General features: G+C 69.1%; 4 protein-coding genes. 1 reads left to right on the top strand and 3 read right to left on the bottom strand.

Annotated features, from left to right (window positions below; translation table 11 throughout):
• The 3 genes from A3IG_RS30750 to A3IG_RS0121365 form a co-directional block, all read right to left on the bottom strand.
• Positions 1-3,607 (bottom strand): non-ribosomal peptide synthetase (locus A3IG_RS30750; protein ID WP_158676924.1); only part of this gene is annotated, 3,607 nt, incomplete at its 3' end.
• Between the two features lie 1,224 nt (positions 3,608-4,831).
• Complete coding sequence (locus A3IG_RS0121370; RefSeq protein WP_236719212.1) at positions 4,832-5,215, bottom strand: hypothetical protein; 384 nt, start codon at positions 5,213-5,215, stop codon at positions 4,832-4,834.
• A 191-nt stretch (positions 5,216-5,406) separates the two neighbouring features.
• A complete protein-coding gene (locus A3IG_RS0121365) occupies positions 5,407-6,162 on the bottom strand; it encodes a GntR family transcriptional regulator (RefSeq protein ID WP_026220513.1) in 756 nt (251 codons plus the stop codon).
• Positions 6,163-6,465: 303 nt separating this feature from the next.
• On the opposite strand from A3IG_RS0121365, the gene A3IG_RS0121360 reads away from it, so the two are divergent.
• The gene (locus A3IG_RS0121360; RefSeq protein ID WP_018385631.1) at positions 6,466-6,984 is read left to right on the top strand and encodes a cupin domain-containing protein; all 519 of its coding nucleotides are present in this window, start codon (positions 6,466-6,468) and stop codon (positions 6,982-6,984) included.
• The last annotated feature ends 166 nt before the right edge of the window (positions 6,985-7,150 follow it).

The following is a 7,150-nucleotide window of genomic DNA, read 5'->3' as shown; positions in this document are numbered from 1 at the left end:
GGGTTCCGTCGGGGCGCCAGCGGGCTCGGTCGCCGGTGCGGTAGAGGCGGCTGCCGGGGGTGTCGCCGTGGGGGTCGGCGATGAAGCGTTGTGCGGTGAGGGCGGGGCGGTTGACGTAGCCGCGGGCTAGTCCGGGGCCGCCGAGGTAGATCTCGCCGGCGACGCCGATGGGGACCGGCCGTAGTTGTTCGTCGAGGAGGCGGAGGCGGACGTTGGGCAGCGGGGTGCCGATGACGGGTACGTCGACGGGGTCGGACAGGTCGTGGCAGGTGGCGTCTACGGTCGCTTCCGTCGGGCCGTACAGGTTGAAACAGCGCGTACGCCGCTGGCCGCGCAGCGCCTGCCACAGCGACGGCGAGACCGCCTCCCCGCCCACCATGACCATGGACGGCGCCCACGCCCCCTCCAGCAGTCCGGCGGCCGTGAGGAGTTCGAGCTGCGAAGACGTCGTGTCGATGACGTCGATCCGGTGCTCCTCGACGAACCGGACCAGGGCCGATGGGTCGCGGCGCACGTCTTCCGGCACGATGAACAGCTCGTGACCGGCCAGCATCCAGCTCAGCTGCTCCATCGACGCGTCGAACGTGAAGGGCGCGGTGAGCGTCGCGCGCAGCTTCCTGTCCCCGGGCGGCACGCTGTCGGCGCCGGCGAGATACGGGTCGTGGCCGAGGAAGGTCGCCTGCAGGGTGCTGGTGAGGTGGTTCAGCGAGCGGTGCTGGACGGCTACACCTTTCGGCGCGCCCGTCGAGCCGGACGTGTAGATGATGTAAGCGGCCTGATCGGGGCGGATGTGCGGCGCGGTCACCGAGCCGTCGGCTGGGGGCTGCCGCGGGTCGAGGTGGAGGCGGCCGGGGCCTGCGGGCAGGTCGCGGGTGATGACGACGGGTGCCGCGGTGTCCTCCAGGACGTAGGCCGTACGGTCGGCGGGCCACTCCGGGTCCAGGGGTACGTAGACGCCGCCCGCCCGCATCACAGCCAGCAGGGCGACGACGCTGTCGGTGGAGCGCGGCAGGCACACGGCGACCGGTGTCTCGGGGGTGACCCCGGAGGCGAGCAACGTCCCTGCCAACGAGGCCACTTGAGCGTCCAGCTCGGCGAACGTGAGTGTGTCCTCGCCGCAGGTCACCGCCCGCGCGTCCGGCGCCGCCCGCAGCACCTCCGCGAACCGCTCCGGGACGCCGCCCGGTCCGGTGAGCGCCGCGTCCCGCTGCCCGAACTCGTCAAGGACCAGACGCCGTTCAGCCTCGTCGGACAGCGGCAGATCGCCGATCCTGCAACCTGGGTCCGCGGCAGCGGCGCCGAGCAGCGTCAGATACTGGGCGGCCAGCACGCTCATGCGGGGCCGGTCGAACAGATCGGGGCAGTAGTTCAGGATTCCCCGGTACGAACCATCGTCGGACCGTTTGATGTCCAAGGACAGGTCGAACTGCGAGACGACCTCCCCGACCGGGTACCGCTCCACCTCCGCCCCGGGCAGGCTCGGTCGCGCCGCCGGCGTGCTCAGGAGCTGGAAGGTGACCTGGACGAGGGGGTTGTGGCTGAGGTCGCGCTCGGGTGCGAGTGCCTCGACCAGGGTCTCGAAGGGCAGGTCCTGGTGGGCGAAGGCGCCGAGCGCGGCCTCGCGCACCTGCTCCAGGAGGTCCCGGAAGGACAAGCCGGGGGCGCAGGTCACGCGCAGGGGGAGGGTGTTGACGAAGAAGCCGACCAGGGGTTCCGTCTCGGTGCGGGTACGCCCGGCCGACGGCACGCCGACCACGATGTCCTCATGCCCGGCATGGCGCGCCAGCAGTACCTGGAAGGCGCCGAGCAGTGTCATGAAGAGGGTGACGCCCTGCTCCCGGCCGAACTCCTCCAGCGCGGTGACCACCGCGTCGGAGAGCGTGAACTCGACCGTCTCGCCCCGCTCGGACTGGACGGCGGGTCGCGGGTGGTCGGTGGGCAGCCGCAGCACCGAGGGCGCGCCGTCCAAAGCCCGCCTCCAGTAGGCGAGTTGCTCCTCCTGGACCGGGCCGGTCATCCAGTCGCGCTGCCAGAGGGCGAAGTCGGCGTACTGGACGTCCAGTGGAGGGAGTCCGGCGGAGTCGCCGGTGACGCACTCTCGGTACAGCCGGCCGAGTTCGTCCACCAGCACACCCACGGACCAGGCGTCGGAGACGATGTGGTGCATGGTGACCACCAGTACGTGGTCGTCGTCGGCCAGCCGGGTCACCACCGCACGCATCAGCGCGCCGTCTTCCAACCGGAAGGGGGTCTGCGACTCCGCCGCCACCAGCCTGCGGGCCGACTCCTCCCGCTCGGCGGGTTCCAGTGGTGTCAGGTCGACCCGCGTGAGGGCGGCCGCACGCCGTGCGCCCGGCCCGTCGACGGCGTCAACGACCTGGTACGGCACACCGTCCCGCTCGACGAACGCCGTCCGCAGCGTCTCATGCCGAGCGACCAGCATCCGCAGCGCCCGCCGCAGCGCGTCCAGGTCGAGGCGTCCCCGTATGCGGAAGGCGTCGCACATCACGTAGAAGGCACTGTCGGGCACCAGCTGGTCAAGGAACCAGAGACGTTGCTGCGCGAATGACAGCGGCAGCGGCCTGCCGCGCTCCACCGGCCGGAGTGCCGCCTCCTCGCGGCCGTCCTGGCCGCCAGCGTGTCCGGCCCGCACCCAGGCGGCCAGCTCCTCGACCGTCGGCGCGTCGAACAGGACCCGCACCGGCAGTTCGACACCGAGCAGCTTCCGCAGGCGCGCCACCACCTGGAGCGCTAGCAGCGACTTGCCGCCCAGGTCGAAGAAACGGTCCCGTACGCCGACCCGGTCCACGCCGAGCACGGCGCACCAGACCTGCGCAATGACCTCCTCCACCACATCGCGTGGTGCCACTCGGGTGGCCGGCCGGTGTGGGACCTCATCCGCGTCCAACACGAGACGATTGCCTGACAGGAGCGGCGCGACCAGATGGAGGATCTCCGCCCCGTCCGGAATACCGATGCCTGGATCGTCGATATAGTGCGCCAAATCGGCGTAGGAGACGATCGAATTCCCCGGCCTTTTTTCAGAAGGTGCCGCATAAAGCAGATAGGCGATTCCCGGCATGCCCCGCGCGATATGCTCCGGCGGGGCAACGGGGGGTGTCGGCGGCTTGTCGTCCAGGAAACAGACGGGCCCGTCGACGGTGAATTCCGGAGCGGCGGCACGAGTGGTGACGAGGATGTCGGGGTCCGCGTCGGCGAGGATCTCGCGCAGCCGTCCGGCCGGGGCACCAGGGTCGGCGGGGAGACACGCGGCACCCAGTTTGAGCACCGCACACAAGGTGGCGACGAGATCGGGATCGCGCGGCAGGACCACCGCCACCAGCGTCGAGGGACCGGCGCCCGCGGCTGTCAGACGCGCGGCGATCGTCTCGGCCCGCCGATTCAGCTTCCCGTAATCGGTCACGGTGCCCTGATACAGAATCGCGCTCCGCTCCGGCGTGTTCCTGGAATGCCGTTCGAAACTGTCTGCCGCCGCGTTTTTCCCTGCGAGTTCGGTGCCCTTATTCATCACGGTGATCCCCCGCGTCGCCGGAAATAGGAAAATCCAAGGTGGGCATTGAAAGTATCCGAGGTCATTCGCTGCCATGATCCCTGTCAGCGCAATGTGAAAAGAAGGGGGTTTCCGGCCATCGTTAAATCTTGGAATACCTGATACATGTCCGCGATGGCCTCGTGCGACCGTGACGGGCGGGGCACTCAGGGCCGGAGGGGCGGAACAAAACCACAGCTCACAAGGGGTGCCCCCGGGCCGGGGGCACCCCTTTGGTGTGTGGGCTGTCTCAGGCTGACTCGCCGGTATCCCGGGGTTGACCAGCGCGTGTGGGCCATGTACAGGCCAAGGTCCCGCTAATCGCTGGCCGTGCACTAGAGGCCAAGCAGGCCGTGCGACGCGCCTTGTTCGAGCGTGCTGGGTACCGTCCGTACCCTGGCCAAGCCAAGATCCATGACTCCCTGGTACGCCACCGCGTTGCCCTGTGTGGACGTCGCTTTGGTAAGTGCATGGTTGGCGGGACGGAGTTGGTCGTTGAGAGCGAGCTGCCCAAAATGTCTCAGTATCACCTGTTCCCGGCGCCGGTGGGCTGGTAAGTGTGCTGCAAAGCAGATGAGAGAGGGCGAGTCCGGATACTGACAGGGGGACGTAGTGAAAACGATCAGTCGGCGTATTGTGTCGGGTGTCGCGGTCTTGGCGGTCGCGCTCCCGCTCTCCTCTGCGCAGGCCGCGCACGCTGCCGCCGCAGGCCCGGGCGAGTGGGATGACCTGGGTTCGCACGACGTCTTTTATCGCAGTATGTACAGGACGGATGCGGTGAAGTCGGCTGGCGGTGACTTCAAGGCGTGTATCACCACTACGACGACCGAGAACGAGGCCTACCATCTGCGTGAAGGGGACGGGGACCCTCAACATACGCAGCGAGTCGCAACCGTGTACGGAGCCGGCTGCTGGATTTTCCGTGACATCGGGTCTTACGTTGACGGAGACAACAATCGTGCGGAGTTCTTCATCGGGACCACCGATGGCTCAATGCTCCGTGTCCATTACTGGGATTGATCTCACGGCAGGGCGCAACCGCGCGAAGCCGGTCCGTTGTCGGCGTTTGTCCAGGGGGTGCCCCGGGACGGGGGCACCCCCTGGGGTGTGTGGGCTGTCTCGGCCCTCACCCCTGCCGCACGCTGCCCGAGCGGACTCGCCGCGGCGTCCGGGGCAGGCGGGGGCTGGCGTGCTGGCGCACCCACGGTGGCGGTACCCGGGCACTGACTGGTGGGCGCCGGTGTCGACCTCGTCTGCCATGGGGCAGGGCGTCGCCGTCGTTCAGTCGAAGGCGACCTCGTCGAAGGAGCAGCCTCCGCGGGCTGTCGGCGACAGCATGAGGCGGGAGTTGATTCTGGGGGGCCGGCGGAAGTACTGCCAATAGCTGGACGCGCGGAACTTCAGGTCGAAGGCGTGGCCCTCGATGTGCCACAACGGCAGGTCCTCTCGACCATCGTCGGGGGCCAGCCGGTGCAGGGTGTCGATCTGTAGATCCGCTCCCGCAAGGTCTCCCTCGAGATCCCAGACGTCCTCGAAGGCGAGCGTTGCCGGAGAGAGCCAGAAGCTGAAGTACTCCTCCGGCGGGAGCGGGTGGACCCAGCGCACGATGTAGTCAAGGTCGAGCAACAGACGGGGTAGGACGGCGTCAGTCTGCTGGAGGTACACACCATGGATGGTGGCGTCGTGCCACCCCATCTCCTCGAAGTCCGCATCGCTCCAGACGCTCTTCGAGAGGCCTGATTCCTGGTGTTCTCCCCCGCTCATGGCCGCATCCAACCCATCCGTGTGCGGCGACGCAACGGGACATCGCGGACGAGCCGATGGGGGCGGGAGGCGCCAGGACGTGGTCGGCGCCCTCACGGGCCAACCGGCACCTCGTAGATGATCGTGCCGAGTCGGGCCGGCACGATGATGTCCGCCGTCTCAACGGCCCGACCGTCGTCAGCGACATACGTGCGCTGAATCCGCGTGACCAACACGCCACGCTGGATGCCAAGGAGGACGGCTTCCTCCGCCGTGGCCCGCCCCGGTTCAGGTTGCTCCACCGCGTGATCGACCTTGATGCCGATCTCCGTCATGCGGGCCACCACACCCGTTCCGGCACGGGGGCCACTCTCGGGAAGCATCACCGGGGTGCCGGCCGTCAGCGCGTGCGGCTCCCAGCTCGTGGAGAGCTGGACGGGGCGTCCGTCAGCCAGGAACTCGTACCTGGTGCGGACGCAGAGATCTCCCTCGGCGATGCCGAGCCGGCCGGCGATGTCCGCGGGGGCGGGGACCCGGGGCTCCGTTCCGCTGTCCCAGGTGCCACGCTTGCCGAGGGCGGACATCTCGGCGCGGAAGGACGGGCCACCGCGCTGGTCCTGCCGGCGCGAGCGGATCACCCGCAGCCGCTCGCGCGGCTCCGCGACGTACGTGCCCGACCCCGCGCGCCCCTCCAGGACTCCCTTGGAGATCAGTAGTTCCTGCGCCCGGCGGACGACGTTCTCACCCACCCCGTGCTCCCGGCCGAGCTGGGCCCGTGACGGTAGCCGGTCTCCAGGTGACCATTGGTGGTTCGCGATCCGCTCCCGGAGCAGGTCAGCGATGCGGAGGTACGGCGGCTGCTCACGCATACGGAGAATCTAGCCCAATAGGGCCAATGAGTTGACCCACTTCGCTGTGAATGACGCCGCGGCAAAGGAGGAACACCTCGTGCCCCCGCGGGAAGCTCTGGCCGACGACACCACCGCACGCGTGGCCGCCGCCGGGTTGACCCCGAGGGTGAGGGGCCACACCGGCGACGGTAGCGAACCACACGTGCGGTACGAGGTCCACGGGCCCCGGCCCGGTGCCCCCGAGGATCATCCGGTTGTCCGATGCCGCTCACCCGGTGCCTGGGGCACGATGCCGGAGGACCCGCCGGAAGGAGCGCACCCATGTCGTACCCGGAAGACCTCGCCTATCCCGAGCCCCGCTACCACGGGGAGAGAGGTGAGGTGAACGCGACGTTCCGGCCCGCCGGCACCCCGCCGGACATCACCTCGCCCGGCGGCTACACCCGCTACCTCGCCACCGAGGAGTCGACCGGCGGCGAGTTCGGGCTGTACGAGATGCAGCTCGGCCCTCGCTCACCGGGGGCCAAGACGCACTTCCACAAGGCGGTGTCGGAGTCCTTCTACGTGGTCTCCGGCGAGTTGGAGCTGTACGACGGCGACAGGTGGGTGACGGGGCGCAGCGGGGACTTCCTGTACGTGCCCGTCGGCGGGTTGCACGCCTTCCGGAACGCCACCGACGAGCCCGCCCGCATGCTCATTCTCTTCTCCCCGGGCGCGCCGCGCGAGGAGTACTTCGAGCGGGTCGCGGAGATGTCGCGGCGCGGCGGCGAGGAGCTGAGGCGGTTCCGCATCCGGCACGACAGCTTCTTCGTCGAGGACTTCGAGGAAGGCGGGGAGTAACCGGCGGGGTGGCCCCGGCCCGGGGCGGGACGTGGTGCGTGGGCACCAGGACGCCTCGGTGACCGGTCCGGATGCACCAGGAGAAGACGGCCACGGCAGACGATGCCCCGCGAGGCGCCGGCCGGGAGTGTGGAAAGCGCGTGAGATCTCGCGCGATCCCCGTTCC

This window comes from Wenjunlia vitaminophila DSM 41686 (assembly GCF_000380165.1).
Lineage (GTDB): Bacteria > Actinomycetota > Actinomycetes > Streptomycetales > Streptomycetaceae > Wenjunlia > Wenjunlia vitaminophila.
The sequence above is the reverse complement of the archived record's forward strand: the minus strand, read 5'-3'. Positions and strand labels throughout refer to the sequence as shown.

Coding starts and splice junctions, on each gene's coding strand:
- A3IG_RS0121360 (WP_018385631.1), top strand. CDS start 6,466: ATGTCGTACCCGGAAGACCTCGCCTATCCCGAGCCCCGCTACCACGGG.
- A3IG_RS0121365 (WP_026220513.1), bottom strand. CDS start 6,162: ATGCGTGAGCAGCCGCCGTACCTCCGCATCGCTGACCTGCTCCGGGAG.